Below are 25,640 nucleotides of genomic sequence, written 5' to 3'. Positions count from 1 at the left end.
GCCCGGCTTCGCCTCCGTCACGGGAACGGCAGCCGCTTTGCCCGACGCGGTCGCGACCGCTGCTCCCGTCGTCGGGACGCTGACGGAAACGCTCAGCGGCACGCTCGAGCACGGCCTGTCGGGGATGGTCTCGTCCCCCGTCGCGCTCGCTCCCGACGGCATCGGGTCCGACCTCCCCCTCGTCGGCACCGCGGTCTCGACGGCGCAGGAGGTCCCGAGCAGGCTCGTCGAGGCCATCGACCGGACTGTCTCCCACGTCGATGACGGTGCCCACACCGCGCTCGCCGCGACGGAGAGCCTGCTGTCCGGTGACGTCGGCGGGGCGGCATCCCACGACGTGCCGGCGCTCGCCTCGGCGCTCACGGAGCACGTGGTCGAGGCCGTGTCCATCGGCAACCTGGATCCGGTCAGCACCGTCGCGCAGGTTCAGGACGCGCCCTCGCACACGGAGAGCCCCCTCGACCTGGGGCCGGTCGGGACCCTGGCGGAGGCGACCGGCCTGTCCGAGCATCCCGCGACGGCGGCAACCGCCGGGGCGCTTCACGACGTATCGTCCGTCCTGGGGAGCCTCGCACCCGCCGGTTCGGGGCCGCACGCGGCGACGGCCGTCGCCGAGGAGGCTGCGTCCAGCACGAACGGACAGGCCGGCCATTCCGGCGTGACGGCGCTCGCCTCCGCGATCACGGATCACGCGGGCGAGGCGGCCCCGACCCACGCCGCGGATCCCGTCAGTACCGTCACGCAGGTCCTGGAGGCGCCCGTCCACACGGAGAGCCACGCGGGCTCGGGGTCGATCGACCCGGTGGCGAATGCGGCCGGCCCCGCCGAACACGCGGCCGCGGCCACCTCCGGCGCGCTCCACGAAGTCTCGTCCGCCGTCACCTCCCTCGTCTCCGGCACTGCGGGGCCGCACGGGACGACCACGGTCGAGGAGGCCGCGCCGGCCAGAACCGCATCGGCCGGTGAGGGACATGCCGCGACGACCGCCGAGCCGGCTGTCGAGCACGCCTCCGCGTTGACGGGTGCCGGCGCGACGCAGAGCACGACGGCCGAAGCCGTCGGCCACACCGGAAATGCGCCGGTCGTCGAAAGCGTCGGCGCGGCCGTCGGATCGGCCGTCGGCGGGACGATCAATCTTGGATCATCCCATGCCGAGCCGTCGCAAACACACGAAGCGTCCGCGACGCCGGCCTCGAGCGCGGCCGGGTCCGCGCCCGCGGAGGCCGGCCACGCTGACGTCGGCAGCCACGCCGTCGAGATTGCGCATGCCGCGCCGGAAGCGGTGGTGGCGCCGCCGGTCCATGTGGGCTTCGCGGGCTTGTCCTACACCGAGAACGTGGATTCGCACGAGCACGGCCTCGCCTCGGCGAACGGCATGCTCCACGGGCTCGTCTAGGCAACGCGCACGATCGACGAGCCGGACGGCTGTCCGGCACCAGTCCGATAGATGTGAATGCATCGAGGTCTTCGTTGCAGTTGATGTCTGATGCTTGAGCGCTCAGAAAAAATAATTTTTCAATAAATCGCATTTTATGCTTGCAAGTAATCTTCCATCGAATACTATTTTGGTGCGGGCGATGCTCGCAATTACTGAAACGCTCTCGGGATCTTTTCCGGGGAGCGTGCAACGCAACCAGAGAACCAACTGAATTGGGAGTCAGACAATGGGCCTCATCCCCGATATCGTCGCCAGCGTGTCGTTGTCGCTTGGCGGAGGCTGCGACCCGGCCCCGCACTGCGAACCCTCGCCCTGCGAGCCCCCGCCGTGCGCGCCGGCGCCGGAGTGTCATCCCACCCCGCAGCCCTGCGAGCCTGTGGGATGCGCTCCGCAACCGATGGATCCGCACTGCACCCATTACTGATCGCGCATCAGGCGCTTGAATGAGGGGGCCGGGGCGGCACGCCGCCCCGGCCCTCGCCGGTATGACGGCCCGTGGCCCGCGGAGACGAACGGTGTGAGAGCGGTCGCCAACATCCATCTCGGACCCGAGCCCGGCGCAGCGGCGCGGGGAAGTCTGATCGGCAATGCCGCCGGCTTCGGCACGATGGCCGGCCTTCACCGCGCGCTCTCGGCCCACAGCGATACCGACATCATCGTGGATCTCTCCAGGGTCGGCTGGGTCGACGGCCATCTTACCGCGGCGCTCGACACGGTCTTCCGCAAGGCGGGCAGCCGCGGGAACGCGGTCTCGCTGACGGGGATGGCCCCGCGGCTGCGCGACACCTTCTGCAAGAACCACCTGATCCTCGCCCGCAAGCCCGACCGCTTCAACACGGTGATGCCGATCACCGCCTTCGGGGAGGATGACGGACCGGCCTTCAGCCGGTACGCCAAGCGGCACCTCGACCGGCCCGAGATGCCGCGGATGACCGCCGCCCTCCGCCGCCGATTCTTCGAGGGGCTGGACGAACTCTTCGCCAACGCGGTGCTCCACGCGCACGCGACGCAGCCGATCATCGTCGGCGGCCAATACTATCCCCGCGCGCACAGGCTGGCCTTCTGCATGGCCGACGGGGGGCAGGGCATCCCGAGCGCCGTGCGCGCCAAGCTCGGCGACGCGCAGAGCGCCGAGGACGCGATCGCCTGGGCCATGGAGCCCTACAACACGACGCGCCTCGGCGACATTCCGGGCGGCCTCGGCTCGAAGGTCCTGCGGGACTTCATCGCCCTGAACGGCGGCCAGATGACCATCGTCTCGGGGGGCGGGTTCTGGCGCCAGACCGGCGCGCAGGCGTGCAAGCGCGCCCTCGGCGCCCCGTATCCCGGGACCGTCGTCGTCCTCGAGATCGACACGTCCGACCGACAACCCTACGATCTGGACGAAGCGCCGGATCCGTACAGCATCTGGTGACCGGCATGAGGGAAGCTCACGTGTGCATCGCGCAGGTCGTCGGCAGCGGGATCTGCGTCGCGGCTCTGGACGGACACAAGGTCTTCGAGGTCATCCACGACCACATCGTCGACGAGCGCAAGGTCGTGCTCTCGTTCACCTCCGTGACACGTCTGACCACGGCGTTTCTCAACACCGCGGTGGGCCAGCTCTACGGGACGTTCTCCGAGGAGACGGTGCGGCGCCATCTGGCGCCCCCGCTGGATGCGGATCCGCGCCAGCGCATTCAGCTCAAGCTGGTCGTCGATCGCGCCAAGCTGTTCTTCCGCGACCCTGAGGGCCAGAGATCCGCTTTCGCCGAGATCGCCGAAGTCGATGCCGAATAGGGTCACCTCCACCGATCAAGCCGCGACGGTGGTCCGCTCGCGCATCCTGTTCGACACCAACGTCTGGATCATGATCGAGGGCTTCAACCAAGCCGCGCCGCGATCGAAGGTGGAAGCTTACAGCGCGGCCTACGATGCGCTGCTGCGCAACGGCAACGAGATCGTCTACAACGACTACATCATCAACGAGTTCTGCAACACCTGCGCGCGCATCGCCTACAACGCGCATCTCGCCTCCGGCCCGAAGCAGATCGCGTTCAAGGATTTCCGGCGGTCGGCCGCCTACGAGGGCGTGGCGGCGGCGATCCGTGAGGCCTGCCTCAACATCGTCGACGCCGGCCGCTACATCCCGATCGGTCCGGAGCATCTCGGCGTGATGGACATCGTCGACGCGGCCTGCCGCGCCCGGCGTGACTTCACCGACGTCGTCATCGAACGATTCTGCCGGGCCGAGGGCATCCTCCTGATGACGGACGATGCGGATTTCGCCGAGGCCGACGTGATGCTCATATCCGCCAACAAGCGGCTGCAGATCGCGCGCGCTGCGCGGGCCGGCAGCGCCGGTCCGGGCGGCGAGGAAGCGCTGAGCGGCGACATCGCGCGCGTCGTCACCCCGGACGGGTCGGGGGCGTGCGCGGTGCGCGACGAACTGAGCCCATGGCAACGCGAGATCGCGAGCCGGCCGCCGGGGGAATGACCGTCCCGGCCGCGGCGCCGTGCCTGCAAGCCCGTTCGACCTTCCAACCGCGTGCACGGCAACGGGGATCCGGATCTTGACCTCATCCTGAGGTGCAGGAGCGCGACGGAGGCCTCGAAGGAGCCCTCCAGATGTCTCGCGATCCCTGGAGCTCTCCTGCGAGGCCCGCTGACGCGGTCACCTCAGGATGAGGGTGCAAGTTGGACCCCTGAGACAAGCGGCTCTGAATCTCGAGACTGAGCAGGGTCCCGTCGGACAACTCCTCCACCCGACCTGACGCTTGAACGCGATGCCGCGGGAGCGGCGCCGGGCCACGGTCTTCATCCCCCGAAGGCCCGGCCAGTCCAACGTCGGCGGCCCGGACACGCGCCGTGCACGCATCGCGTTGCCTCTCTATCGGGACTCGGCGCATCATGGGGATCAGCCTTGGGACGGGGGCCGCTGCCGTGCATCGCGTGGGAGTCCTGCTGACGGCGCTCGGGCGGCACGGGCCGACGCTGCTCGTCACCTCCCTCATCCTCGGCAGCCTCGTCCCGCTCCTCTCGAGCCAGGCCGTCGGACTGCTTCCGATCGCGGCCTTCCTGCTCGCCCTCGGCTCGTTCCAGACGGCCAACTTCGCGCCGCGCGAGGGCGGATCAGGACGCGCCGCGATCGCCCTCGCGCTGGCCTGGAACGGGCTGGGTGTTCCCGCCGCCATGGCCGCCCTGCTTCTGCTGGCCGGGATCGGCGAGGATCTCCGGAAGGGCATCCTCATGTCCGTTCTGGCGCCGCCGATCAGCGGTGCGGCCGCCATCGCGGCCATACTCGGGCTCCACCCGCGGCTCGCCCTCGTCAACACGATCGGGCTGACGCTGCTCACCCCGCTCACGGTTCCGCTCCTGGCGGTCGCCCTCTGCGCTGGCGTCCGGATGGACCCCGCTGCCCTCGCCGTGCACCTCGCCCTGATCGTCGGTCCGGCCGGCCTTGTCTCCCTGGCCCTGTCGAGCGCCAAGGGCCGCCTGCAGGGACTGATCCCGGACATGCAGGCCGCATCCGGCATCGCCGTGCTCGGCCTCGTCCTCGTCGGCTTCACGATGGCGGACTCGCTGAGAGGCGCCTGGGGCACGCAGCGCGGATACGTCCTCACCTGCCTGGCGATCGCGACCGGCCTCAATCTCGGGCTCGGGCTCGTGAGCGGCGTCCTCTTCTCGCCGCTCGGGCGGACGCGCGCCCTCACGATCGCCCTCGTGGCCGGCAACCGCAACGTGAGCCTGACCTGGGCCGCCGCCGGCACCGCCCTCTCGCACGCCACCGAACTCTATCTGGCCACCACGGTGGTCCCGGTCCTCGCTCTCCCCTTCGCCGTGCGCATCGGCGCGACGGTGCGCGGCTGGGTCGCTCTCCGGTATCGTCGCGCTACGAATTCAGATCTCACCGTCCTCGTCGACAAGTCTCCACCGGCGCACACTGGCCAATTCTCGACAAGTCCGACACAGTCCCGCCAGGAAACTTGAGCATGCATCCGCCGAGCAGATCGAAACGGATGCCTCCTGCCGCCGCGCCGCGGGTGGCCGGCACGCGACCGCGGGGAGTCAGGCATGAGCAGACACCGGTCCGGTACGGAGAGTGCGCCGCCGCGGTCGGCCTACTGGGGCCGCCGGATGTCCAACATGCCGAACGATTTCATCTTCGGGTACGGCTCGCTGATCAACACGCACCTGCGCGACCACACCTCGGCGACGCCGATCGCCGGTATCCCTGCACGGCTCTCGGCGGAGTTCGGCTATCTCAGAGCCTGGGTGTTCCGCTGTCCCAGCGGCTTCACCGCCCTCGGTCTGCGGCGCCCGCGCCGCGGTGAGGCGACCATGACGGTCAACGGCGTGATGTATCCGGTGGATCCGGCCGATCTCGCGGCCTTCGATCTGCGAGAGGCGGGCTACCGGCGCGTTCCCGTGCCGATCGAGCAGATCGAGGCCGTGTCGTGGCAGTCTCTGCCGGCGTGCGGGACCATCTGGACCTACGTGCCCGCCGACGACGCCGCCACGCATCTTGCCGCCGCGAGCGACGATTTCCCGCTGCTGCAATCCTACATCGACGCCACGGTCGAGGGGGCGCTGGATTACGGCGTCGACTACGCGCGGGAGGTGATCGAGACGACCGCGGATTGGAGCCCCTACTGGTTGAACGACCGCGAGATGGCGCGGCGGCCGTGGATCTACGATCGCCGTTACGCCGAGGCGGACGCCCTGCTCTCGACGATCGAGCCGGCGGCCTCATACTTCTCCGACCGGATGTTCCCGGGACCGTTCTCGATCCGCTGGCATTACCGGACACCCACGGGGCGTCTCGCGCATCTGGGGAAGGAGCGCCGGACGCGGCGCCGGGATGCGGTGCAGCCGCTGCTGAGCGATGGGGCGGAGGGTGCGGTGCCCGCCTGACGACGGCATCCCCGCTGATCCACGGCGAAGACCGGCCGGTTCGAGCCGCCTAGTTCAGGAGGCCGTCTTGAGCGCGGTGCTGCGCGTCGGATCAACCGCGCCTGGAACGGCGATCCGGCCGGCCCGCGTCAGAATTCCAGACGGTTCATCTCGGTCGGCGCGCGCTTGGCGGCGACGCCGCAGGCGTGGTCCTGCAGGGCCTCGGCGTTGGCCGCCTCGCCTAAACGGCTGGTCACATGGCCGTCCAAGATCACGAAGCCGGCCCCGCCGTCCGGAAAGTCGGCCCCCACGACGGCGAGCGAATGCTCGCCCATGGCGGATCGCGCGTCGCCGTCGCGCGCCAGCAGCATGAACGGATCCGTCGGGCCGAGATCGTCCCCCAGCACCCGCCTCGCCCTGAACTGGCGACCGTTCAACGGCTCGCTCAGGGGAGCCCAGCTGTCACCGATGGCGGAGGCGAGGCGGTTCAAGGTGTCCCGGACGTCCCGGCGCACGCAGTCGATGTGGATGTGCAACTGGCCCTGGGTCCGCCGAAGCCGGGAATTCACCGCAAGGCTCACGTCGCGCCGGTCGAGCGGATGCCCGAGACGTTCCTCGACGAAGGTCCGAGCGCGCCAGGCTTGGGCGACGTAGTTCGTCACGCCGGGTTCGAGGAGCAAGGGGCTCTCGATCCCCGTGATCCGTGCGGTCGGGATCAGGAGAAACTGCGCGCGTCCCCGGAGGTCCTTGAGAATGGCGTACCCCTTCTCGACGCCACCCTGCAGGTCGACCAAGCTGCAGGGTGCAGGCCCCTCTCCGCGCAGCTGATGGGGAACGCACTCGCCGTGGACGATCTCCCACAAGGCTCCGCCGTTTCCGAGGAGCTTGGGTACGATTTCGGCAGCCAGCCAGATTGCGACCGCCGCGAGGACAGCGAGACTGCTCAGCGATCGCGTCGACATCCCGATCCGCACTCGACACGTCGAACAGCGGGGCGACGCCGTCCCCGTTCCGACCCGGTCGCGAGCGCCACGACGCTCCCGACCGATGGCCCGCACCGAGACAGTGGAGTGTCTGCTCGGGAAAAAAGCAATCCGTCGGCGGTCGGAACGAGATCGTGCCGCGCGCAGAAGGGCTGCCTGGGGATCGCCCGGACTTCGTCCGCTGCGCTGCCGCCCGGTGCTCGGCGACCGCCCGCTCCGGCCGTCTCCGGCCCTCGACGGGCCGACGTCTCGGCCCATATCACTGAGCGTTGAGGGCTCTGCCCCGGGCGGCCGGTCGGCGGGGGCTGCAGACCGGTTCGTGCGGTCGCGAAACACGGTCGCAAGACACGCAAGTCCGCATCCGCGCCGCCGGCATGCATCACGCGCAGCCGGCACGCGGCGGGCGGCCCGCTGGCACGGAGGCATCGATGCCCGAGGTCGAGGCGACACCCTACTGGCTCGACGGCAACTTCGCCCCGGTCCAGGAGGAGATCACGAGCTTCGCGCTGGAGGTCGAGGGTGCGATCCCGCCCGATCTCTCGGGCCTCTACGCCCGCAACGGTGCCAACCCGCGCGACGGCCATTCCGGCCACTGGTTCCTCGGCGACGGCATGATCCACGGCGTCGCGCTGCGCGACGGCCGGGCCGAGTGGTACCGCAACCGTTGGGTGCGTACGCCGCGGTTCGAGGGGCGCGCCTCGGGCAATCCGCTCGACCTGCGCGGCAGCGTCGCCAACACCAGCGTGGTGACCCATGCCGGGCGCACCTTCGCGCTCGTCGAGAACGCCCTGCCGATGCGGATCGGGCCCGAGCTCGAGACGCTGGGCTACGAGGATTTCGGCGGGCGCCTGGCGACGCCGTTCACCGCCCATCCGAAGATCTGCCCGGAGACGGGCGAGCTCCACTTCTTCGGCTACAGCCCGCTGCCGCCCTACCTGACCTACCACGTCGCCGATGCCGGGGGCACGCTGGTGCACAGTGCCGCCCTGCCGCTGCCCGCGCCGGTGATGATGCACGACTTCGCCCTCACCCGCGGACACGTCGTGTTCATGGATCTGCCGGTGGTGTTCGACATGACTCTGGCGCTGCGCGGCACGATGCCGTTCGCCTGGAGCGATGCGCACGCGCCGCGTCTTGGCGTCCTGCCGCGCGGGGCCGGGGCCGAGGCGCTGCGCTGGGTCGCGGTCGAGCCGGGCTACGTCTTCCACGTCGGCAACGCCTACGAGGAGGCGGACGGGACGCTGGTGCTCGACGTGGCGTGGTACCCCGAGCTGTGGCGCGGCGGCCCGTCCGCGTCGCGCTTCGAGCCCGCACGGCTGCGGCGCTGGCGGGTCGCCCCGGGGGCGGACCGCGCGCAGGAGACGGACCTGGACGACCGCGCGGTCGAGTTCCCGCGCATCGACGAGCGGCGCACGGGCCTGGCGCACGGGGTGCTCTACGCGGTGCAGACCGGGGCCGGGCCGAGTGGGGACGAGACCGGCGACGGTGCGCTGGTGCGCTACGATCTGGCGCGCGGCCGGGACGCGACGCACGTCTTCGCCGGCGGCATCCCGAGCGAGTTCGCGCACGTGCCCGGCGGCCCTGGCGAGGGCTGGCTGATGGGCTTCGTCTACGACCGGGTTCGCGGGGCGAGCGACCTCGTGATCCTGGAGGCGTCCGAGATGGCGGCCGAACCGGTCGCGCGCGTCCGCCTGCCGCGGCGGGTGCCGCAGGGCTTCCACGGGACCTGGATCCCGGACGCGTGAGAGCCGGGCCGGAGGCAGGTTCAACCGGTCCTCCCGCCCCGCGTGCAGGCGAACGCCCTCCCTGAGCGGCCGCGTCGCGCCGTGCGCCGATATTGGCGCGCCGCCCGCTCGGCGCGCTTCGAGAACGCCCGCGGCGCCAGGGGAATCGGCGTTCGCGCAGGGTCGGGAACCCGCATCGACGTGCGGGGGATCCTAGGCGGCGCGGTCTGCCGCCTGAGGCGTCATCCGGAGATGCAGCTTCGAGCCGACCTCGACGATAGCCCGGATGGCCGGGATCAACTCCTCGCCGAGGTCGGTCAGCGCGTAGTCCACGCTCGGCGGGGTCGTCGCCAGCACGGAGCGAGCAAGGACGCCCCGTCCCTCGAGATCCTTCAGCCGCGCGCTCAGCACCTTGGCCGAGATGTTCGGCATGGCGCGCCGCAGCTCGGAGAAGCGACGCGCGCCCTCGCTCAGGTTCCAGATGATATCCGGCGTCCAGACGCCGCCGAGCAGGCTCATGCACGCCGACATCGGGCAGCCCGGCGGCGGCGGGACCTTTTTCCTCAGCTTCAGGGCCACGACACGCTCCCGGCATCCGGACGGCAACTTGGTTTCTCCGACGATACTCGAAAGCGTCGGTCACCGGAAGTTACCCGGTTCCCACGAGTAACGCTCCCGTATACCTCTCCGGACACCCCGCCATCGGAGACGTCCCATGAAGCTCTTCTATGCCCCCGGCGCCTGCTCGCTCTCGCCCCACATCGTGCTGCGCGAGCTCGGCCTGGCGTTCACGATCGAGGCGGTCGACCTCCACCAGAAGAGGACCGCCTCGGGAGCGGATTTCAGGGCGGTCAATCCGAAGGGCTACGTCCCGGCCTTGGAGCTCGAAGACGGCGTGGTCCTGACCGAGGGCGCGGCCATCGTGCAGTACCTGGCCGACAAGCACGCGCCCGGCACCCTCGCGCCGCTGGCCGGCACGGTGGAGCGCGCGCGGCTCAACGGCCATCTCAACTTCATCTCCGCCGAGCTCCACAAGGCGTTCAGCCCGCTCTTCAACCCGGCGCTCGCGTCCGAGGCGCGGGCAGCGGCGTCGGCCAATCTCGGTCGCAAGCTCGACATCGTCGAGGCCGCGCTCGCCGACGGCCGCCCCCACCTCACCGGCCCGGATTTCACCGTGGCCGACGCCTATCTCTTCGTGGTCCTGAGCTGGGCGCCGAAGCTCGGCGTCGACCTCGCCCGGTGGCCGCATCTCGCCCGCTTCAGCCAGCGCGTCGCAGCGCGCGCCGCCGTCCAGGCCGCGATGGCGGCGGAGGGATTGCAGAAGGCGGCGTGACGGAAGCCGGGCGGCGGCCCCGGTCCGCCGCCCTGTCCTGTCCGACCGCCTGCGACGCGGCACGACCTAACGTGAGTGTGACCATGAAGAAGATCGGATTCCTCTCGTTCGGGCATTGGGCGCCGACGGCGCGGTCCGGAACACGCTCGGCCGGCGATACCCTGCTGCAGTCCATCGACCTCGCGGTCGCGGCGGAAGAGCTCGGTGCCGACGGCGCCTATTTCCGGGTCCATCACTTCGCGCGCCAGCTCGCCTCGCCGTTTCCGCTGCTTGCGGCCGTCGGCGCCCGGACCAAGCGCATCGAGATCGGCACCGGCGTCATCGACATGCGCTACGAGAACCCGCTCGCCATGGTCGAGGACGCCGGATCGGCGGACCTGATCTCGGGCGGCCGGCTCCAGCTCGGCATCAGCCGCGGCTCGCCCGAGCAGGTCATCGACGGCTGGCGGCACTTCGGCTACGCGCCGCGCGATGGCGAGAGCGATGCCGACATGGGCCGCCGGCACGCCGAGGTCTTCCTCGACCTCCTGGATGGGAAAGGCTTTGCCGAGCCCAATCCGAGGCCGATGTTTGCCAACCCGCCGGGCCTGCTGCGCCTGGAGCCGCATTCCGACGGCTTGCGCGAGCGGATCTGGTGGGGCTCTGCCTCTGACGCCACCGCAATCTGGGCCGCGCAGCAGGGCATGAACCTGCAGAGCTCGACCCTCAAGGCCGACGAGACCGGCGAGCCGTTCCACGTCCAGCAGGCCAGGCAGATCCGCCGCTATCGCCAGGCCTGGACCGAGGCGGGGCACGCGCGCGTGCCGCGGGTCTCCGTTTCCCGGTCGATCTTCGCGCTGGTGAACGACCTCGACCGCGCCTATTTCGGACGCGGCGAGAGCAGCGACCAAGTCGGCATCATCGACAACATGCGGGCGGTGTTCGGCCGCTCCTACGCCGCGGAGCCGGAGCGCCTGGTCGAGGCGCTCAGAGCCGACACGGCGATCGCAGAGGCCGACACCCTCCTGCTGACGGTGCCGAACCAGCTGGGCGTGGCCTACAACGCCCACGTCATCGAGAGCATTCTCAAGTATGTCGCTCCGCAACTCGGCTGGCGCTGAACGGAGCGCCGGGCCAGTCCGGCGCCCTGCGCCGACGACAGCGCCGGGCCCGGTGGCGGACGGCACTTCCCGGAAGGCCGACCGTCTGATGTTGATCTAGATCGGAAGGGGACGGCACGAGGTGCGCCGCTCCTGGGCAGGCGACTCGGCCTTACCGGCGAGCTTCGGTCGCCATCCTGACGGCCAGTGCGGCCAGCACTGTCCCCATCACCCAACGCTGCACAACGGCAAACGACGGGCGTCGACTGAGGAACATGGCAATTGAGCCGGCCGAGAGAGCGATAGCCGCGTTGACCAGAACGCTGATGACAATCTGGGTCGTGCCGAGCAGGAGGGCTTGGCCGAGCACGCTGCCCCGAGCCGGGTCGATGAACTGCGGCAGCAGCGACAGATACATGACCGCGATCTTCGGATTCAGCAGGTTGGTCAGAAATCCCATCAGAAAAAGCTTGGCTGGACCGTCTTTTGACAACTCCTTCACCTGGAACGGCGAACGACCGCCGGGCCGGACGGCCTGCCACGCAAGCCACAGCAGATATGCTGCGCCCGTGATGCGGATCGCATCGTACGCGTAGGGTACCGCCAGCACGAGCGCCGTGATGCCGAAGGCGGCGCAGAGCATGTAGACGACGAAGCCGAGCGCCACGCCGCCGAGCGAGATCAAACCGGCCGTCCTGCCTTGGCAGATCGAACGCGAGATTAGGTAGACCATGTTCGGCCCTGGCGTCAGGACCATGCCCAGCGCGACGGCCGCGAAGGCGAGGAGGTTGCTCAATTCAGGCATCGTCGTCCCGTCATCAGGAGGATGCCCAGACGCGTGGCGCTCTGCACCAGCGGTCCCCGATGGTGTATCATCTCAAGCGTCGGTCACGCGAGGTGAACTATCCCTAACCTCGTCTGTCCTGCGTGGGAAGCCTCGGCCGTATCACGTCCGCTTTTGGCGTTTCGTCACGGGTGAGCAGATGGTCAGAAATCCGCCCATCTCAGACGCTCACACGGTCTCTGCGTGGTCGCTGAGGTCGGCCAAGTCGGTCGCCGGCGGCGCTTCCTCTGAGCGACGACGCGTCGGTCACTTGGCCATTTCGGATCGGGGCGGGATGCATAAGCTGCTCCGCCGCTCGCAGGCGAGCCGCCTGCCTGCGACCGACCCAGTGGGTCTAGGGGCCACCGCGACGTGCGCGACGCTGACGAAACCTTGAGTGGCGTTGGAACAGGCGTCACCAAGGCCCGGCGTCGCACCCGGCCCCGTCGCGCTCGCGAACCGCACGAAGACTGGCTCACGCCGCGCGGAACCCCGCTCACCCGAGTGCTCAACGGGGCGGCCGAGCCGTCGAATATGATGCGCTGACGCGCGGTGACGGTCACCTGGGCCGGCAGGCCGGGCTGCCGCGCGACGTGTCGCATGTCGGTGAGGCGTGCCACGCGCCGCGCGTCCACGTCGGCAGACACGACGGCGCAGGCCTGCCCGATGCCGCGGGCATCGGACTGGCGGGCGGGCGGGCAGCACGGCCGGAGGCCATCCGCCGTGCCGGCGCGGACCTGAGCGCGTGCTTCGGTGGCCGGATCGGGGCCGTCGCGTCCGCGTCATGCCGCGCGTCGCCTCCGCCGGCGGCCACGACTGGATCATCCGCGCGGGGCGGCGATGCATCGCCAGAGCGTCCCACGCGTTCGCCACTGAGGCAGCCGCTCGGCTGTCCGGTCGGTTGTCCGGCACGTGCCGGAAGCAGTCGGAAGCAGGCGGTGGTCTGCGGAAGCTCGGCGACGTGAAGCGCCCGCGTGAGGGCACAGCGGAGAGGATGGCCCATGACGAACCCCGGCATGCCCGATCCCGGCACCCCCGATCCCGGCGGCCCCGATCTGCCGACACCCGGCGAGCCGCCGCCGACCGAGCCCATGCCCGGCGACCCGCCGATGCCCGCACCGCCGCCCGATCCGGTGCCAGGAGACCCTGCCGGGCCGGACTTGGTCCCGGGCGATCCCGTCGGCCCTGGGACGGTCATGTGATCCGAAGCCGATATGCGCCGAAGCCGATGTGACAGAAGCTCGCGGGAGGCCATTTCCGGGGAGCCGGGCCGCACGCATCGGCGCTGGTCGAGCATGAGGTGTTCGTCCCATCCCGACATCCCGCTTCGCCCGGGATCCCCATCCCATCGCGGCAACCGGGGTGCCGGTCCATGACGGGCGGCACACGGCACGACCACCGCCCTGCGGCCGACATCTGTCGGGAGAACGGATGGGGCGTGGGAACCCGCCTGATCGGCGACGCCGGGCTCGGGCCCACGGTGATCTGCATCACGGCGCTCGGCACGAGGGTGATGCTGGCACGCATGATCAGCCACGACGGCGCACCGGTCGCCTACTGCAACGCGCAGGCCTGGAGCCTGGGAGCACGCGAGTGGTGCCGGATCTCCGAGTGACGGGATCTGTCGATCGGCAGCCGGCGCCGATGATCCGCGAGCGGACCTTTGATCGAACGCCAATAATCAAAAGCCACGCTGAAACGCGGGACGGTCGGACGCATTTTCTGATGCATGTCAGGTTCTCGCCCGCTCGCCATCCTTGCCGAAGACGAAGCCGTGATCCGCATGGCGGCCGCAGCCATGCTCGACGCGCTCGGGTTCGAGGTCCTGGAAGCCGACCATGCGGCCGAGGCGCTGCGCCTCCTGGAGGCGAACAGCGGCGCCGCCCTCCTCTACACGGATATCGACATGCCGGGCGGGATGGACGGTTGCGATCTGGCCCACACCACTACCGCACGTTGGCCGGAGACGAAGATCATCGTCTGCTCGGGGTGCGATCCCCGGGTGGCAGCACGACTGCCCGACTGCGCTTACTTCCTCAACAAGCCCTGCGCGGACAAGCTGGTGCGCAAGGCGTTGCAGGTGCTGCGGCTGCACTGACGGCCGGCAGCGGCGCCGACGGCGGGGCGCGTCAAAGGTATCCAGGCCTGCGAGGGATCTTGGCCGCTCGTCAGCGCGCTGGCCAGGGATGCTGTTCCTCTACGGTCTCACCATTCTCGCTGGCATCGCCAACGCGATCCAGCCTGGACAGAACGCGATGCTGTCCAAGTCGCTCGGTCTGCCGATCACGGCCGGCCTGATCACCCTGCTCGTCAGCACGACGGCGCTGCTGCTCGGTGGTCTCGCCCTCGGCAAGCTCGAATTGCCGAACGGCCAGCACCTCGCCGCAGTGCCCTGGTGGGCGTGGCTCGGCGGGTTCTTCAGCGTCCTGCTGATCCTCGCACAGCTCTACGCCTCGCCCGCGATCGGCGCGGCCTCGTTCCTCGGCATCATCGTGACGGTGGGCGTCGCCGTCTCGATCCTGCTCGACAACTACGGATGGGTCGGCTTTCCGGTGCATCCGGCCAGCCTCTGGCGGATCCTCGGCGCCCTCCTGATGATCGCGGGCGTGGCGCTGGTGGCGCTGTTCTGATCGTGTCCGGTGCGTCTGTCAGGGCGCCGAGCCGAACATGCGGATCCTGCTCCGGGGACCGTCGGGCCTGACGCGGTCTGGTCGCGGGCGGCCGGTCGCCTTCGGGCCGAAACCGCCGGACAGGCGGGCGGGTCTCCGCGAGGCCACTGAGGCCCCCGCGAGCTCCCGACCAGTGCCTCACCGGCAGGCGCCGTGACAAATTCTCACCCGATCGTTCCGTCTCGGAACTTGATGAGCCGCCGCCGGCGCGCTCAGAAACTGCCGTCAGCGAAGGTGCGCCGTCCGAAGAGCCGCCGCGCGCTACTGCGGGAGGTGACGTTGCGAAACCCTATGCTCGCGCTCGCGCTCGTGCTCAGCGTCGTCGCGACCGGCGGCGCTGAGTCCGGCGAGATCTCCGGCGGCGTCGTCAAGGTCGGTGTCCTCACCGACATGAGCGGACCGTATGCCGACAATGTCGGCGCCGGGTCGATCCTCGCCGCGCAGATGGCGGCGGAGGATTTCGGCGGGACGGTCAACGGCGCGCGGATCGAGATCGTCTCGGCCGACCATCAGAACAAGGCGGATGTCGGCGCCGCGCTGGCGCGGCGATGGTACGATCAGGACGGCGTCGACACGATCACCGAGGTGGTCTCGTCCGGTGTTGCCCTGGCCGTCCAGGCGATCTCGCGGGAGAAGCGGCGGGTCTTCCTCGCGACCGGGCCCGGCACCCCCGACCTCACCGGCAAGAACTGCTCCCCGGTCGGCGTCCATTGGGCCTACGACAACTACGCCCTCGGCAACGTGGTCGCGGGGGCCGCCGTCCGGCGGGGACTGAAGAACTGGTTCTTCCTCACCGCCGATTACAGCTTCGGCCACGCCCTTGAGGAGCAGGCGGCCCGGGTCGTCAAGGCGAACGGCGGAACCGTGAAGGGCTCCGTGCGCCACCCGCTCGGGACGGCGGATTTCTCGTCCTACCTGCTGCAGGCGCAGGGATCCGGCGCCGAGGTGATCGGGCTTGCCAATGCGGGGACCGACTTCATCAACGCCGAGAAGCAGGCAGACGAGTTCGGGATCAAGGCCGGCGGCCAGAAGCTCGCGGCCCTCCTGGTGAACCTGCCGGACATCCACGCCCTCGGGCTCGACAAGGCGCAGGGCCTGCTGCTCGCCGACAGCTTCTACTGGGACAGGGACGACGCGACGCGGGCGTGGTCCAAACGGTTCATGGCGCGCTTCGACGGGCGCGCGCCGGGCAGTCTCCAGGCGGCCGTGTATGGGGCCGTGACCCACTACCTGAAGGCGGTCCGGGCGGCAGGGACCGACGAGGCCGAGGCGGTGATGGCGCAGATGCGCCAGATGCCCATCAACGACTTCTACACGCGGGACGCGCACCTGCGCCGGGACGGCCGGGTGGTGCGCGACATGTACCTCCTGCAGGTCAAGAGCCCCGCCGAATCGCGCTATCCCTGGGACTACTACCGGGTGGTCGAGACGGTGCCGGGCGACAGGGCGTTCCGCCCCGAGGCCGAGGGCGGCTGCCCCCTCGTCAACCCCTGACGGGGGCGCCCGTCCCCGCGGCTTCGGGATCGCTCGCCTGCGCCTGAAGCCAGGCGAGGAAGATCTCCAGCTTCCGGTTCATCGGGCGGCCCGCGGGCCAGACGGCGTGGTGGCCGAGATCCCGCGCCAGGGGAGGCCCGAACAGGGGCACCAGACGCCCGGCCGCGATGTCCCCCCGCAGCAGCGCCACCTGTCCCATCGCGATGCCCAGGCCCTCGGCCGCCGCCTGATAGGTCAGGACCGAACTCTCGAACATCATCCCGGCGGGGCCCCACGCCTCGGGCAGGCCGCGGGCCGCGAGCCAGTCGCCCCAGTCGCGGCGGCGGTAGTGCGAGTGCAGGAACGGCCGCGTCCGCAGCGCCGACAGGTCGTCGCCGATCGCCCGGGCGAGGTCCGGGCTGCACACCGGCTGGATGACATCCGGCAGGAGGAGCCGGGAGTGCGTTCCCGGCCAGTCGCCCTGGCCGAGCTGGATGCCCACGTCGATCGTCTCGCGGGTGAAATCGATCGGCCGGACGGTGTTGCTGAGCTGGATCCGCACGCGGGGGTAGCGGGCGTGGAAATCCGCGAGGCGGGGGATCAGCCACTTGGCCGCGAAGGTCGCGTAGGCCCGCACGTGCAGGGTCTCGGTCGCCTTCTGGTCGAGGAAGCGCGCAGTCGCCGCCGCGATCCGGGCGAAGGGCTCGCGGATCTCCGCCGCGTAGGCGGCGCCGGCTTCCGTGAGGCTCGCGCCGTGCCGCTCCCTGTGGAACAGGCGGACCCCGAGGTAGCTCTCCAGGACCGCGATCTGGCGGCTGACCGCCGACTGCGTGACGTTCAACTCGCTGGCCGCGCGGCTGAAACCGTTCACCCGCGCGGCGACCTCGAACACGTGCAGCGGGTTGAGGGGCGGGATGCGGCGCGTCATCGCTCCACCGGGATACAAAAACTCATACCTCGATAACCCCTGCTCAATTGTCAGGCAAACGCGGTGGCCCCTAAGGCTGGAGGACCAGACAGCGGCCGTGCCTGCGGGCATCGCTCGCCCCCGGAGGCCGGGAGTACGTCGTATGGACTTCGCCTACACCGAGGAGCTGACCCTCTTCGCCGACACCGTCCGCCGCTTCGCCGGCGACGCGCTCGCGCCGGGGGCCCTGGAGCGGGCGCACCGGCCGGGCTTCCCCTTCGACGTCGCGCGGCAGATGGCGGCCCAGGGCCTGCTCGGCATCACGTTCCCGGTCGAGGACGGGGGCCAGGGCGGCACGCTCATGGACGCGGTGATCGCCATCGAGCAGGTCGCGGCGGCCTGCCCCCGCAGCGCCGACGTGGTCCAGGCGGGCAATTTCGGGCCGATCCGCACCTTCGTCGAGTACGCCACCCCGGCCCAGAAGGAACGGTTCCTGCCCGATCTCCTCGCGGGGCGCACGGTCATCTGCCTCGGCATGTCCGAGCCGAACGCGGGCTCGGCCGCGACCGACCTCCAGACGACGGCGCGGCCCGACGGCGACGGCTATCTCCTCAACGGCTCCAAAATCTTCTCGACCCACGGGCCGGACGCCGCGCTGTTCCTGATCTACGTCCGGTTCGGGCCCGGGGTCGGCGGAATCGGCTCCGTCCTCGTGGAGCGCGGCACGCCGGGCTTCACCATCGGCAAGCCGTCCGCCTACATGAGCGGCGAGGAATGGGCACCGTTCTACTTCGAGGATTGCCGCATCCCGGCCGAGAACGTCCTCCTCGGGCCCGGCGGGTTCAAGCGCCAGATCGCGGGCTTCAACGTCGAGCGGCTCGGCAACGCCTCCCGGGCGCTGGCGCTCGGCCGTTACGCCTTCGACCGCGCCCGCGAGCACGCGATGACCCGCAGCCAGTTCGGCCGGCCCCTCTGCGAGTTCCAGGGCCTGCAGTGGAAATTCGCGGAGTGCGCGACGAAACTCGCCGCGGCGCAACTCCTGCTCTACCGCGCCGCCTCGGTGCGGGAGGGGGAGCTTCCCACGGCGGCGGACACGGCCATGGCCAAGCTCGCCTGCAACACGGCGGGCTTCGAGGCGGCGAACGAGGCGGTCCAGATCATGGGCGGCACCGGTTACTCGACGGAGGCGCTGGCCGAGTACTGCATGCGCCGCACCCGGGGCTGGATGATCGCGGGCGGTTCGATCGAGATGCTCAAGAACCGCATCGCGGAGGATGTCTTCGGGCGGCGCTTCGACCAACGGGCCCCGAAGGCCGAGCCGCGCCGGGCCGCCGAGTAGGCCATGGCCCGCGAATTGTCCCACGGTCTCGGGCCGAGCCTCTTCCGGCCCGAACGGGTCGCGGTCGTTGGAGCGTCCGACGACGTGAGCAAGACGACCGCCCGGCCCCTGCGCTTCCTGCGCCGCTCCGGGTTCGCGGGGGCCGTCTATCCCGTCAACCCGCGCCGGGAGACCGTCCTCGGCGAGCGGGCGTGGCCGTCCATCGAGAGCCTGCCGGAGACGCCGGACCACGCCTTCGTGCTGGCGCCGACCGAGGGCGTCCCGGAGGCCGTCGCCGCCTGCGTCGCCCGGGGCGTTCCCCTCGTCAGCGTGCTGGCCGGCGGCTTCGGCGAGGCGGGCGAAGCCGGGCGTGCGCGGGAGGCCGAACTGACCGCCATCCTGGCCGGAAGCCGGACCCGGCTCCTCGGCCCGAACAGCATCGGCATCGTCAACGTCAACACCGGCCTCGTGCTGACCGCCAACGCCGCCTTCGCGGAGCCGGCGCTGCCGCGGGGGGGATTATTCGTCGCCTCCCACTCGGGCAGCATGATCGGGGCGATCCTCTCGCGGGGACTCGCCAAGGGGATCGGCTTTGCGGGCTTCGTCTCGACGGGGGCCGAGCTCGATCTGTCGCTCGGCGAGATCTGCGCGGCCACCCTCGACGATCCGCTGATCGACACCTACGCGCTGTTTCTGGAGAGCATCGCGCACGGAAGGGCGATCCGGTCCTTCGCGCTCGCGGCCGCCGCACGGGGCAAGGCCGTCATCGCCTACAAGCTCGGGCGCTCCGCACAGGGGGCGGAGCTGTCGCAATCGCATACCGGGGCCATCGCCGGCGAGGACGGGATCGCCGATGCCTTCCTGAAGGATTGCGGCATCTGCCGCGTCGAGACGCTGGAAGGCCTGATCGAGGGCCCGGCGCTGCTGCGGCGGGCCGGCCCGGCCGCGCCGTCCGGTGCCGGGGCCACCCGCAGGCCGCAGGTCGCCGTCGTGACGACGACCGGGGGCGGCGCGGCGATGGTCGTCGACCAGTTCGGCTTGCGGGACGTCGCGGTCATGTCCCCAAGCGCGGAGACGATGGCGGCCCTCGCCGCCCGGGGCGTCGCGACGGCGCCCGGACGGATCGTGGATCTGACGCTCGCCGGCACGCGCCCGGCCGTGATGAGGGCCGCCCTGGAGACGCTCCTCGCCGCCCCCGAATTCGACGTGGTCGTCGCGGTCGCCGGCTCCTCGGCCCGGTTTCAGCCGGAACTCCTGGTGCCGGGGATCGTCGAGGCCGCCGCGGGGGCGCGGAAGCCGCTCGTCGCCTTCGTCGCGCCGGAGGCGCCCGAGGCTCTGGCCCGCCTCGCCGGGGCGGGGATCCCCTGTTTCCGAACGCCGGAAGCCTGCGGCGACGTCGTGGCCGCCGTGCTCGGGCGCCGGCCGGCCAAGCCTATGACCGAGGCCGGAACGTCCCCGGCGCGCCCGCGCCAGCTCGACGAGGCGGAGGGCTACGTGGTGCTGGACCGGCTCGGCATCCCCGTCGCCGCGCACGCGGTGGTGGCACCGGACGCCACGACATCCCCCATCGGCTACCCGGCGGCGGTCAAGCTGCTCTCGGCGGACGTGCTGCACAAGACGGAACTCGGCGGCGTCGTCCTCGGCGTGCGGGACGATGACGGCCTGCGGGAAGCCCTGGTTCGCATCGCGCGGGACGTGCCGCGGGCGGCGCCGGAGGTCGCTGTGGAGCGGCTGCTGGTCCAGGAGATGGCACAGGGTGTCGGCGAGGTGCTGCTCAGCCTGCGCCGGGACCCGGAGGCGGGCCCCGTGGTGATGCTCGCGGCCGGCGGCATCCTGGCCGAGATCCACCGCGATCGCAGCCTGCGGCTCGCCCCGGTCGATCGGGCGGAGGCGCTGGCGATGATCGGCGAGGTGCGGGCCATCGGGGCGCTCGCGGGCTACCGGGGCCGGCCGAGGGGTGATCTCGATGCCCTCGCGGATGCCGTCGTGGCGATCTCCCGGGCCGGGCCGGAGATCGTCGAGGCCGAGATCAACCCGTTGATCGTGCGGCGCGCGGGGCACGGCGTCGTGGCGGTCGACGCGGTCGTCCGCTGCGCATCCGCACAGGGAGGAGCCGGAGCATGATCGAAACGCTGGCCGAGCGCGTCAACGGCAACGCGTGGCTCACCCACCGGGGTCGCTTCGTCAACACCACCTTCCTCCTCGGGGTTGGGCCCGAGGCGTGGCTCGTGCGCATCGCCGAGGGCCACGTCGCGGAGGTGCGCAAGGGGCCCTTCGTCATGCCGCGCTGGACCTTCGCCCTGCGGGCGCCCCGCGAGGCCTGGGAGGCGTTCTGGTCGCCCGAACCGCCGCCGGGCTCCCACGACCTCCTCGCCCTGGTGAAGACCCGGCGCCTCGCCATCGAGGGCGACATGCACCCGTTCATGGCCAACCTGTTCTACTTCAAGTTCGTGCTGACAAGCCTGAGGAGGACCGCGTGAGCGCCCCTCGATTCGAGCCGGTCACCGGCCGCTACCTCCACCTCGACCTGCTCGGGAAGCCGCACCGGCTCTACGTCGAGGAGGCCGGCGCGGGCATCCCGCTCCTGTGCCTCCACACCGCCGGCAGCGACGGCCGCCAGTTCCGGGCGATCCTCAACGACCCCGAGATCGCCGCGCGCTTCCGCGTCATCGCCTTCGACCTGCCCTGGCACGGCAAGTCCTCCCCGCCCGCCGGCTGGCACGAGGCGCTGGAATACCGACTCACCTCCCGCGACTACACGGACATCGTGCTCGGCGTCGGGCAGGCCCTCGGCCTCGACCGCCCAGTGGCGATGGGCTGCTCGATCGGCGGCCGGATCGTCCTGCACCTCGCCCTGGAGCATCCCGACGCCTTCCGCGCCGTGATCGGCCTCCAGGCGGGCGCCCACGTCGATCCCTACTACGACACGCAGTGGCTCCACCGGCCGGATGTGCACGGCGAGGTCGCCGCGGCGGTCGTCTCCGGGCTGATCGGTCCCTCGGCCTCGGAGGCGAACCGCTGGGAGACCCTCTGGCACTACATGCAGGGCGGGCCGGGCATCTTCAAAGGCGACCTGCATTTCTACAAGATCGACGGCGATATCCGCGACCGCCTGGGCGGCATCGATACCGGCCGATGCCCGGTCCACCTGCTGACCGGCGAGTACGATTACAGCTGCACCCCGCAGGACACGCTGGAAGCCGCCGCCCGCATCCCCGGCGCCCAGGCGACGATCATGTCGGGCATGGGGCACTTCCCGATGAGCGAGGACCCGGAGGGCTTCCTCGTCCACCTGCGGCCGGTCCTGTCCCAGATCCTTGCGGCCGAGGAAGCCCCCCGATGACCAGCCGAGCCGCCGCCGTCTCCGCCTACCCCACCCTGCGGCTGCTGATCGGCGGCGAATGGATCGCCGCGGGTGAGCGCGGCACCGTCCCCGTCGTCGATCCGAGCGACGAGGCCGTCCTCGGCCGGCTGCCCGTGGCCCGGGAGGACGATCTCGACCGGGCGATCCAGGCCGCGGCGGACGCCTTCCCCGGTTGGCGCGACACGCCAGCCCTGGCCCGTGGGCGCATCCTGCGCGGGGCGGCCGAGCGGCTGCGCGGGCGCAGAGCCGCCGTCGCGGCGCTGATCGCCCTGGAACTCGGGAAGCCCCTGGCGCAGGCCGAGGCGGAGGTCGAGGTGGCCTGCGAGATGTTCGAGTGGGCGGCGGAGGAGGGCCGGCGCCTCTACGGCCGGGACATCCCGGCGCGGTCCCGCGGCCTGCGCATGGTCGCCTTCGCCGAGCCGGTGGGCCCGGTCGGAGCGGTGGCCGGCTGGAACGCCCCTGCCGTTACCCCTGCCCGCAAGATCTCGGGGGCGCTCGGCGCCGGTTGCACCCTTGTCCTCAAAGCGTCGGAGGCGACGCCCGCCACGGCGCTCGCCATCGCCGAGATCCTGATCGAGGCCGGGTTGCCGCCGGGCGTCCTCAACCTCGTGTTCGGCGATCCGCCCGCCATCGGCCGCCGCCTCGCGACCGATCCCCGCCTGAGGCTTCTCAGCTTCACCGGGGGGACGGCGGTCGGCAAGGAGCTGATGGCGCTCTGCGCGGGCACGATGAAGCGCATGGTGATGGAACTCGGCGGCCACGCCCCCGTCCTCGTCATGGCCGACACGGATGTCGAGGCGGTGGCCGCCAGCGCCGTCACCGCGAAGTTCCGGAACGCCGGGCAGGTCTGCATCGCGCCCACCCGCTTCCTCGTGGAGACCTCGGCCTACGACCGGTTCGCCGGCGCGTTCCAGGCGGCCACCGAAACCATCGTCGTCGGCGATCCCTTCGACGCCGGCACGCAGATGGGCCCGCTCCAGAACGCCCGCCGCCGCACCGCGATCCGCGCGCTCGTGGAGGATGCCCGCGCCCACGGCACGGTTGCGGAGGGCGCCGCCCCGGCCGGCCCCGGCTTCTGGCAGGCGCCGGCCGTGCTCACCGGACTCGCCCCCGCCGCCCGCGCCCGCCATGAGGAGCCGTTCGGCCCCGTGGCGCTGATCGAGCCCGTCGCGGATCTGGAAGCCGCCATCACCGAGGCGAACCGGCTGAGCTTCGGGCTGGCGGCCTACGCCTTCACCGGCAGCCTGTACACGGCCGAGCGCCTGAGCCGCGCGGTCCAATCCGGCACCCTGGCCATCAACCACTGGGCGGCCTCCTTCCCCGAGACGCCGTTCGGCGGCCTCAAGGATTCCGGGTTCGGCGCCGAAGGCGGCACGGAGGGCCTGCTGGCCTTCACCCAGCAACGCTTCGTCTCCGTCGCGGCGTGACGGGGCGGCGCTGACCATCACCCGCGAGGGCGCCGTCCTGCCCGTCCGCATCCGAGGATCCCGGACGTTGGAGCCGAGGAGCCGAACACCCGGATTTCGCTCCAGGCTATTCAGGCGATGCTAAGCATCATGCGATGTGACCGATGTCACATCCAATATCGGCGGCCGAGCTTTAAGCTTTGGTTCGATACAGTGCGCTGTATCGCATGAAGGCTGTCCATGCCGCTATCCTATTCCGCACGCCTGCGGCGCGATCTCCGTGACTGGCAGGAACGCGGCCTGATCCAACCGGAGCAGGCCGAGCGCATCGTCGCCCACGCCCTCGCGCCCCGCGGCCTTCTGCGCCTTCAGACCGCCCTGGCGCTCTGCATCCTGCTGCTGATAGCGCCCTCCATCATCGCGTTCGTCGCCGCGAACTGGTCCGCCATGCCACCCCTTGCGCGGATCGCCGTGCTCGTCCTCGCCGATGCCCTGGCGGTGGCCGGCTGCTACCTCGCGGCCCGCCGCCACAGCCGCGACCGAGCCAGCGCATCGCGCAGGCTCGTGGACGGGTTGGCGACCCTGTCCCTCGCCATCGCGACGGCCACCCTCGCGCTGGTCGGCCAGACCTTCCACGTGGCCGCAGATCCCCGGGGCTTCGCCGGCACCGTCGCCGTCCTCGGTCTGGCGACGGCGCTCGTGACGCGCTCGGGCGGAGCGACCGTCATCGCCTGCATCGCCCTCATCGCGGCGGATGTCGGCTTCGGCGGTCTCGGTTCCGCCCTCGTGCGGGGCGAGGCTGGCTCCGGATCGGCGATGTGGTTCTGGGCGGTCGGCCCGGCATTGTTCCTCGCGAGCCTGTCCGGCCGGCTGCCGGCCCGGGAGTTCACGCTGCTCCTGCTCCTGATCGTGCTCACCAACCATCTCGGAGGCGCGCCGGCGGGCCTGACGTTCCTGCTGCCGCCGGATCGCATCCTGACCGTCGCTGCGCTCGCCCTCGCCCTGGGCCATGTCCTGTCCCGCTTCTCGCTTCAGGGCGGATGGCGGTCGCACCTTCAAGACGGCGCCCAGGCCCTCGGCCGCGCGGCGGTCGGCCTCAGCCTGATCGGCATCGTCATGGTGTCGGTGCGGACGCTCGGCTTCGGCGGCGCGCGCCCGACCGTCACGGTGGCCCTGGCCTTCGCGGCGATCGCGCTCGCCGCCTTCGTCCTGGCCCGCTTCCGATCCCCTCCGCAGACGACGGCCCTCACGAGCGATCTCCTCGTTCTTGCCGCAGCCGCCCTGGCTCTCCTGGTGTGGCTGATCGCCGGCTCGAGCCGGGAGCCCTCGACCTTCTGGACCGTGTGGGGCGGCATCGTGCCGGCCCTGACCCTCGTCGTGGCCGGCGACCTCGAGGACAGGCGCGAACTGTACGGCTGGGGCTTGGCGCTGACGGCCGGCCTCACGCTCGGCATGCTCGCCGCCTCCAGCAATCTCATCGCCTTCTCGGGCAACCTGCTGCTCTGCGCGCTCCTCGTGACGCTCGCACTGGCGGCCTGCCGCAGGGCTGCCCGCCACATCGCCGGGGGAGCCGCATGAGACGTCTCGGTCTGGCCGTCGCCTTCGCCGGCCTGCTGGCGATCCAGGTGGCGCCGTCGCTGCACGTGGCGTGGCAGCAAACGCAGCGGCTGAATGGCGGGCGCCCTGTCCGCCTCGCCGTCGAGACGCGGGATCCCCGCGACTTGCTGCGGGGCGAGTACAGCTTCCTCGCCTACGAGATCGGACGCCTCCAGGGTTTGGGCGCAGGGACAAAGCCAAGCGGCTGCGATCTCGAGACCCGCGAGAGCTGCCGTCTCGAGCCGGGCCGCGTCGTCTATCTCCGCCTCTCCGCCGATGCCCAAGGCATACACCGGGCGGAAGAGGTGCTGTTCGAGCCTCCGGACGACGGCGCCCTGTTTATCCGGGGCCGCCTGGGCTCGGCCACGGTCGTCCGCCAGGGCGCTCCGCTCGCCAGCCGGACGCGCACGGGTCGCATCGATGGCCAGCCGTCGGAGCCCGCCTCCTGCCAGCGCCCGGCCTGCCTGACCGGCACCGTGAGCTACGGCATCGAGCAGTGGTACGGGCCGCAGGGCGTCCCGGCCAAGCTCGACCGGACGGCGCGCAAGGACGTTCTCGTCGAGGTGCGCGTGGCCGCGGACGGACAGGCGGCGATCGACGGCATCACGGTGGCGGGCGACACGCTCGCCAGGACCGCACGCCTCTGGTGAGGATC

General features: G+C 70.9%; 25 protein-coding genes. 21 read left to right on the top strand and 4 right to left on the bottom strand.

Annotation, left to right across the window (positions count from 1 at the left end; translation table 11 throughout):
* From ACLBX9_RS06495 to ACLBX9_RS06470, 6 genes are all read left to right on the top strand, one after another.
* A partial coding sequence (locus ACLBX9_RS06495; protein ID WP_447718326.1) for a hypothetical protein occupies window positions 1-1,396 on the top strand: 1,396 nt, incomplete at its 5' end.
* A 559-nt stretch (window positions 1,397-1,955) separates the two neighbouring features.
* Entirely contained in the window at window positions 1,956-2,852 is an 897-nt protein-coding gene (locus ACLBX9_RS06490) for a hypothetical protein (protein WP_447718325.1), read from the top strand.
* Window positions 2,853-2,857: 5 nt separating this feature from the next.
* The gene (locus tag ACLBX9_RS06485) at window positions 2,858-3,217 is read left to right on the top strand and encodes an STAS-like domain-containing protein (protein WP_039893743.1); all 360 of its coding nucleotides are present in this window, start codon (window positions 2,858-2,860) and stop codon (window positions 3,215-3,217) included.
* Complete coding sequence (locus ACLBX9_RS06480; RefSeq protein ID WP_447718324.1) at window positions 3,207-3,914, top strand: hypothetical protein; 708 nt, start codon at window positions 3,207-3,209, stop codon at window positions 3,912-3,914. Before ACLBX9_RS06485 ends, ACLBX9_RS06480 begins: the two co-directional genes overlap by 11 nt.
* 455 nt (window positions 3,915-4,369) lie before the next feature.
* Window positions 4,370-5,407, top strand: coding sequence for a hypothetical protein (locus ACLBX9_RS06475; protein ID WP_447718323.1), 1,038 nt, complete (start codon window positions 4,370-4,372; stop codon window positions 5,405-5,407).
* An 84-nt stretch (window positions 5,408-5,491) separates the two neighbouring features.
* Window positions 5,492-6,331, top strand: a complete 840-nt coding sequence (locus tag ACLBX9_RS06470) for a gamma-glutamylcyclotransferase family protein (protein ID WP_447718322.1) — start codon at window positions 5,492-5,494, stop codon at window positions 6,329-6,331.
* A gap of 128 nt (window positions 6,332-6,459) precedes the next feature.
* On the opposite strand, the gene ACLBX9_RS06465 is transcribed toward ACLBX9_RS06470, so the two are convergent.
* A complete protein-coding gene (locus tag ACLBX9_RS06465) occupies window positions 6,460-7,272 on the bottom strand; it encodes a CDP-diacylglycerol diphosphatase (RefSeq protein ID WP_447718327.1) in 813 nt (270 codons plus the stop codon).
* Between the two features lie 449 nt (window positions 7,273-7,721).
* On the opposite strand from ACLBX9_RS06465, the gene ACLBX9_RS06460 reads away from it, so the two are divergent.
* Window positions 7,722-9,038 (top strand): carotenoid oxygenase family protein, encoded by a 1,317-nt coding sequence (locus ACLBX9_RS06460; protein ID WP_447718321.1) that lies wholly within the window; start codon window positions 7,722-7,724, stop codon window positions 9,036-9,038.
* Window positions 9,039-9,230: 192 nt separating this feature from the next.
* On the opposite strand, the gene ACLBX9_RS06455 is transcribed toward ACLBX9_RS06460, so the two are convergent.
* A complete protein-coding gene (locus ACLBX9_RS06455) occupies window positions 9,231-9,596 on the bottom strand; it encodes a winged helix-turn-helix transcriptional regulator (protein ID WP_039893672.1) in 366 nt (121 codons plus the stop codon).
* A 136-nt stretch (window positions 9,597-9,732) separates the two neighbouring features.
* Here ACLBX9_RS06455 and gstA point away from each other — a divergent pair, with 136 nt between their 5' ends.
* Both gstA and ACLBX9_RS06445 read left to right on the top strand, forming a co-directional pair.
* Window positions 9,733-10,350, top strand: coding sequence for a glutathione transferase GstA (gene gstA, locus ACLBX9_RS06450; protein ID WP_010684722.1), 618 nt, complete (start codon window positions 9,733-9,735; stop codon window positions 10,348-10,350).
* A gap of 83 nt (window positions 10,351-10,433) precedes the next feature.
* On the top strand, window positions 10,434-11,450 hold the full coding sequence (locus ACLBX9_RS06445; protein ID WP_010684723.1) for an LLM class flavin-dependent oxidoreductase: 1,017 nt from the start codon (window positions 10,434-10,436) through the stop codon (window positions 11,448-11,450).
* 151 nt (window positions 11,451-11,601) lie between these two features.
* On the opposite strand, the gene ACLBX9_RS06440 is transcribed toward ACLBX9_RS06445, so the two are convergent.
* The gene (locus ACLBX9_RS06440; RefSeq protein WP_010684724.1) at window positions 11,602-12,234 is read right to left on the bottom strand and encodes a LysE family translocator; all 633 of its coding nucleotides are present in this window, start codon (window positions 12,232-12,234) and stop codon (window positions 11,602-11,604) included.
* A gap of 1,019 nt (window positions 12,235-13,253) precedes the next feature.
* Here ACLBX9_RS06440 and ACLBX9_RS06435 point away from each other — a divergent pair.
* The 5 genes from ACLBX9_RS06435 to ACLBX9_RS06415 all read left to right on the top strand — a co-directional run bounded on the left by ACLBX9_RS06435 (window position 13,254) and on the right by ACLBX9_RS06415 (window position 16,415).
* Window positions 13,254-13,454: a hypothetical protein gene (locus ACLBX9_RS06435; RefSeq protein ID WP_010684725.1), complete on the top strand. Its 201-nt coding sequence runs from the start codon at window positions 13,254-13,256 to the stop codon at window positions 13,452-13,454.
* 170 nt (window positions 13,455-13,624) lie between these two features.
* The gene (locus ACLBX9_RS06430) at window positions 13,625-13,867 is read left to right on the top strand and encodes a DUF7241 domain-containing protein (RefSeq protein ID WP_447718320.1); all 243 of its coding nucleotides are present in this window, start codon (window positions 13,625-13,627) and stop codon (window positions 13,865-13,867) included.
* A 114-nt stretch (window positions 13,868-13,981) separates the two neighbouring features.
* Window positions 13,982-14,350 (top strand): response regulator, encoded by a 369-nt coding sequence (locus ACLBX9_RS06425; RefSeq protein WP_010684727.1) that lies wholly within the window; start codon window positions 13,982-13,984, stop codon window positions 14,348-14,350.
* Between the two features lie 88 nt (window positions 14,351-14,438).
* A complete protein-coding gene (locus ACLBX9_RS06420; RefSeq protein WP_447718319.1) occupies window positions 14,439-14,882 on the top strand; it encodes a DMT family transporter in 444 nt (147 codons plus the stop codon).
* Between the two features lie 330 nt (window positions 14,883-15,212).
* Window positions 15,213-16,415 carry an ABC transporter substrate-binding protein gene (locus tag ACLBX9_RS06415; RefSeq protein WP_447718318.1) on the top strand — a complete coding sequence of 401 codons (1,203 nt, stop codon included), beginning with the start codon at window positions 15,213-15,215 and terminating at the stop codon, window positions 16,413-16,415.
* Here the strand turns inward: ACLBX9_RS06415 and ACLBX9_RS06410 are convergent.
* A complete protein-coding gene (locus ACLBX9_RS06410; protein ID WP_447718317.1) occupies window positions 16,405-17,322 on the bottom strand; it encodes a LysR substrate-binding domain-containing protein in 918 nt (305 codons plus the stop codon). The genes ACLBX9_RS06415 and ACLBX9_RS06410 overlap by 11 nt on opposite strands.
* Before the next feature lie 142 nt (window positions 17,323-17,464).
* Here ACLBX9_RS06410 and ACLBX9_RS06405 point away from each other — a divergent pair, with 142 nt between their 5' ends.
* The 7 genes from ACLBX9_RS06405 (at window position 17,465) to ACLBX9_RS06375 (ending at window position 25,635) form a co-directional block, all read left to right on the top strand.
* Window positions 17,465-18,640 carry an acyl-CoA dehydrogenase family protein gene (locus tag ACLBX9_RS06405; RefSeq protein ID WP_010684731.1) on the top strand — a complete coding sequence of 392 codons (1,176 nt, stop codon included), beginning with the start codon at window positions 17,465-17,467 and terminating at the stop codon, window positions 18,638-18,640.
* 3 nt (window positions 18,641-18,643) lie between these two features.
* Complete coding sequence (locus tag ACLBX9_RS06400) at window positions 18,644-20,743, top strand: acetate--CoA ligase family protein (protein ID WP_447718316.1); 2,100 nt, start codon at window positions 18,644-18,646, stop codon at window positions 20,741-20,743.
* Window positions 20,740-21,099 carry a hypothetical protein gene (locus ACLBX9_RS06395; protein WP_447718315.1) on the top strand — a complete coding sequence of 120 codons (360 nt, stop codon included), beginning with the start codon at window positions 20,740-20,742 and terminating at the stop codon, window positions 21,097-21,099. The genes ACLBX9_RS06400 and ACLBX9_RS06395 overlap by 4 nt, the downstream gene beginning before the upstream one ends.
* A complete protein-coding gene (locus ACLBX9_RS06390; protein ID WP_447718314.1) occupies window positions 21,096-21,962 on the top strand; it encodes an alpha/beta fold hydrolase in 867 nt (288 codons plus the stop codon). Before ACLBX9_RS06395 ends, ACLBX9_RS06390 begins: the two co-directional genes overlap by 4 nt.
* The gene (locus tag ACLBX9_RS06385) at window positions 21,959-23,410 is read left to right on the top strand and encodes an NAD-dependent succinate-semialdehyde dehydrogenase (RefSeq protein ID WP_447718313.1); all 1,452 of its coding nucleotides are present in this window, start codon (window positions 21,959-21,961) and stop codon (window positions 23,408-23,410) included. Before ACLBX9_RS06390 ends, ACLBX9_RS06385 begins: the two co-directional genes overlap by 4 nt.
* A 219-nt stretch (window positions 23,411-23,629) precedes the next feature.
* Window positions 23,630-24,967: a DUF2157 domain-containing protein gene (locus tag ACLBX9_RS06380; RefSeq protein ID WP_447718312.1), complete on the top strand. Its 1,338-nt coding sequence runs from the start codon at window positions 23,630-23,632 to the stop codon at window positions 24,965-24,967.
* Window positions 24,964-25,635: a GDYXXLXY domain-containing protein gene (locus ACLBX9_RS06375; protein ID WP_447718311.1), complete on the top strand. Its 672-nt coding sequence runs from the start codon at window positions 24,964-24,966 to the stop codon at window positions 25,633-25,635. The genes ACLBX9_RS06380 and ACLBX9_RS06375 overlap by 4 nt, the downstream gene beginning before the upstream one ends.
* Window positions 25,636-25,640 lie beyond the last annotated feature (5 nt).

The sequence above is a fragment of the Methylobacterium sp. A49B genome (genome assembly GCF_053346215.1).
This window is presented reverse-complemented; position numbering and strand designations above follow the sequence as displayed.

Bases quoted from the DNA above. Each gene is read 5' to 3' on its own strand.
- ACLBX9_RS06485 (WP_039893743.1), top strand. From the start codon at position 2,858: ATGAGGGAAGCTCACGTGTGCATCGCGCAGGTCGTCGGCAGCGGGATC.
- ACLBX9_RS06480 (WP_447718324.1), top strand. From the start codon at position 3,207: ATGCCGAATAGGGTCACCTCCACCGATCAAGCCGCGACGGTGGTCCGC.
- ACLBX9_RS06470 (WP_447718322.1), top strand. From the start codon at position 5,492: ATGAGCAGACACCGGTCCGGTACGGAGAGTGCGCCGCCGCGGTCGGCC.
- ACLBX9_RS06465 (WP_447718327.1), bottom strand. From the start codon at position 7,272: ATGTCGACGCGATCGCTGAGCAGTCTCGCTGTCCTCGCGGCGGTCGCA.
- ACLBX9_RS06460 (WP_447718321.1), top strand. From the start codon at position 7,722: ATGCCCGAGGTCGAGGCGACACCCTACTGGCTCGACGGCAACTTCGCC.
- gstA (WP_010684722.1), top strand. From the start codon at position 9,733: ATGAAGCTCTTCTATGCCCCCGGCGCCTGCTCGCTCTCGCCCCACATC.
- ACLBX9_RS06445 (WP_010684723.1), top strand. From the start codon at position 10,434: ATGAAGAAGATCGGATTCCTCTCGTTCGGGCATTGGGCGCCGACGGCG.
- ACLBX9_RS06440 (WP_010684724.1), bottom strand. From the start codon at position 12,234: ATGCCTGAATTGAGCAACCTCCTCGCCTTCGCGGCCGTCGCGCTGGGC.
- ACLBX9_RS06435 (WP_010684725.1), top strand. From the start codon at position 13,254: ATGACGAACCCCGGCATGCCCGATCCCGGCACCCCCGATCCCGGCGGC.
- ACLBX9_RS06430 (WP_447718320.1), top strand. From the start codon at position 13,625: ATGACGGGCGGCACACGGCACGACCACCGCCCTGCGGCCGACATCTGT.
- ACLBX9_RS06425 (WP_010684727.1), top strand. From the start codon at position 13,982: ATGTCAGGTTCTCGCCCGCTCGCCATCCTTGCCGAAGACGAAGCCGTG.
- ACLBX9_RS06420 (WP_447718319.1), top strand. From the start codon at position 14,439: ATGCTGTTCCTCTACGGTCTCACCATTCTCGCTGGCATCGCCAACGCG.
- ACLBX9_RS06415 (WP_447718318.1), top strand. From the start codon at position 15,213: ATGCTCGCGCTCGCGCTCGTGCTCAGCGTCGTCGCGACCGGCGGCGCT.
- ACLBX9_RS06410 (WP_447718317.1), bottom strand. From the start codon at position 17,322: ATGACGCGCCGCATCCCGCCCCTCAACCCGCTGCACGTGTTCGAGGTC.
- ACLBX9_RS06405 (WP_010684731.1), top strand. From the start codon at position 17,465: ATGGACTTCGCCTACACCGAGGAGCTGACCCTCTTCGCCGACACCGTC.
- ACLBX9_RS06400 (WP_447718316.1), top strand. From the start codon at position 18,644: ATGGCCCGCGAATTGTCCCACGGTCTCGGGCCGAGCCTCTTCCGGCCC.
- ACLBX9_RS06395 (WP_447718315.1), top strand. From the start codon at position 20,740: ATGATCGAAACGCTGGCCGAGCGCGTCAACGGCAACGCGTGGCTCACC.
- ACLBX9_RS06385 (WP_447718313.1), top strand. From the start codon at position 21,959: ATGACCAGCCGAGCCGCCGCCGTCTCCGCCTACCCCACCCTGCGGCTG.
- ACLBX9_RS06380 (WP_447718312.1), top strand. From the start codon at position 23,630: ATGCCGCTATCCTATTCCGCACGCCTGCGGCGCGATCTCCGTGACTGG.
- ACLBX9_RS06375 (WP_447718311.1), top strand. From the start codon at position 24,964: ATGAGACGTCTCGGTCTGGCCGTCGCCTTCGCCGGCCTGCTGGCGATC.